Raw genomic sequence first — 2,141 nt, forward strand, 5'->3', positions numbered from 1 at the left:
TGCCAGCAACCCAGGGACTGGGTGTACTTGCTGGTGTCCTTGTCATAGGCCGCCATGTCTTCACGCATGATCTTGGCGTTGTACTTGGCGATGTCCAGATGCGTGTTGAAACGGTTTTGCAGACGCATGCGAACAGCAGATTCCGGGTTGATATCTTTCCAGGTGCTGTTGGCACCAACCACAGAACTCAGTGCTTCGATGTCTTTGGTGTATGACATGGTGAACCTCTGATTAACAAATTGGTTTATCGATACCGGGAGGGGCAACCCTGCTCATGCCAGACGGACACATGCCGGTCTACCGATGCGGCGCATTCTAGAGGCAGTAGACCCATAAACATAATCAATATGATCTATGTTCGGTATTTTCCTGGTGAATGTAAGGCGTATTTCGTAGTGCCCGAGCCTCTGATTGGCCACCAGATTGGACCTGCGCCGGCATGAATCCGGGCGATCTCGAACCTGACTTGCCAACACGCAACCCGGCCTTCAAGGTGGATAGGAACCTCCATTTTCCTGAACACACTGCCACTCATCAATGAGACAGCCAGCGGCATTTACCGCATCGCCCGCCAATTTACACCTTGCACACAGTGACCCGAATGGGGCTTTGCTACTATGATCTTTCCTGCACAGCTGGCATGGAGAGTGCATTGCCATTTCAGGTAACAGTTGTGTTCAGGGAGATAAAAATGACGAAGGGGAACCTATGAAAGCGCTTAGTCCGGTGGACCAACTTTTCCTGTGGCTGGAAAAACGCCAGCAGCCCATGCATGTAGCCGGTCTGCAGCTGTTTTCCTTCCCGGAAGATGCAGGCCCGAAATATGTCAGCGAGCTCGCTCAGCACATGCGCGACTACTGCTCCCCGGTGGCGCCATTCAACCAGCGACTGACTCGTCGCCTGGGCCAGTATTACTGGACCGAGGACAAGCACTTCGACATCGATCATCACTTCCGCCACGAGGCCCTGCCCAAGCCGGGCCGCATCCGTGAGCTGTTGTCGCTAGTGTCGGCCGAGCATTCCAACCTGCTGGACCGGGAGCGGCCGCTGTGGGAAGCCCATCTGATCGAGGGTATCCGCGGTCGCCAGTTCGCCCTCTACACCAAGATTCACCATTCCGTGGTAGACGGTATCTCTGCCATGCGCATGGGCATGCGCGCCCTGTCCACCGATCCGGAGGAGCGGGAACTGCCGCCGGTGTGGGCCTATGAGCCGAAAAAACGCAGCCGTTCCCTACCCAGCAGCCCGGTGGATGTGGCCTCCAGCCTGGCGCGCCTTGGCGCAGGCCTAAGCAAACAAGCCGCCACCGTGCCGGGCCTTGCCCGCGAGATCTACAAGGTGAGCCAGAAGGCCAAAAAGGATGAGAACTATGTGTCCATCTTCCAGGCCCCGGACACCGTACTCAACCAGACCGTTACCGGATCACGCCGTTTTGCCGCGCAGAGCTATTCGCTGTCGCGGCTGAAAGTCATCGCCAAGGCCTTCGGCTGTACCGTCAATACGGTTGTACTGTCGATGTGCGGCCATGCCCTGCGTGAGTACATGATCAGCCAGAACGCCCTGCCCGACGAGCCGCTGATTGCCATGGTGCCCATGAGCCTGCGCCAGGATGACAGCGCTGGCGGCAACCAGATCGGCATGATCCTGGCCAACCTGGGCACCCACATTTGTGATCCGGCCAACCGGTTGCGGGTGGTACACGACTCGGTACAGGAAGCGAAAGAGCGCTTCTCGCAGATGAGCCCGGAGGAAATCCTCAACTTCACCGCCCTGACCATGGCCCCCACCGGCCTCAACCTGCTCACCGGGCTGGCGCCAAAATGGCGAGCCTTTAACGTGGTGATCTCCAATGTGCCCGGGCCGAAGGAACCGCTGTACTGGAATGGCGCGCAGCTTCAAGGCATGTATCCGGTGTCCATCGTGCTGGATCGCATCGCCCTGAACATCACCCTGACCAGCTATCAGGATCAGCTGGAATTCGGCCTGATCGCCTGCCGTCGTACCCTGCCTTCCATGCAGCGCTTGCTGGACTATCTGGAGCAGTCCATCCGTGAGCTGGAGATTGCGGCGGGGATTAAATAACAGCGCAGGATGCCAGATGCCTGACGCTGAAGGGGGCAAGCTTCAAGCTACAAGCTGCA

At 57.8% G+C, this 2,141-nt stretch carries 1 protein-coding gene and 1 pseudogene; one reads left to right on the plus strand and one right to left on the minus strand.

Translation table 11 applies throughout. From position 1 onward, the window contains the following. Window positions 1-218, minus strand: a pseudogene (locus B3Q33_RS00155) (isocitrate lyase); the annotation flags it as partial. 490 nt (window positions 219-708) lie between these two features. Here B3Q33_RS00155 and B3Q33_RS00160 point away from each other — a divergent pair. Further along, window positions 709-2,082 (plus strand): WS/DGAT/MGAT family O-acyltransferase, encoded by a 1,374-nt coding sequence (locus tag B3Q33_RS00160; protein ID WP_035245665.1) that lies wholly within the window; start codon window positions 709-711, stop codon window positions 2,080-2,082. The last annotated feature ends 59 nt before the right edge of the window (window positions 2,083-2,141 follow it).

Source organism: Alcanivorax sp. UBA3183 (genome assembly GCF_002364155.1).
In the GTDB taxonomy this organism is placed as follows: Bacteria; Pseudomonadota; Gammaproteobacteria; order Pseudomonadales; family Alcanivoracaceae; genus Alcanivorax; species Alcanivorax jadensis.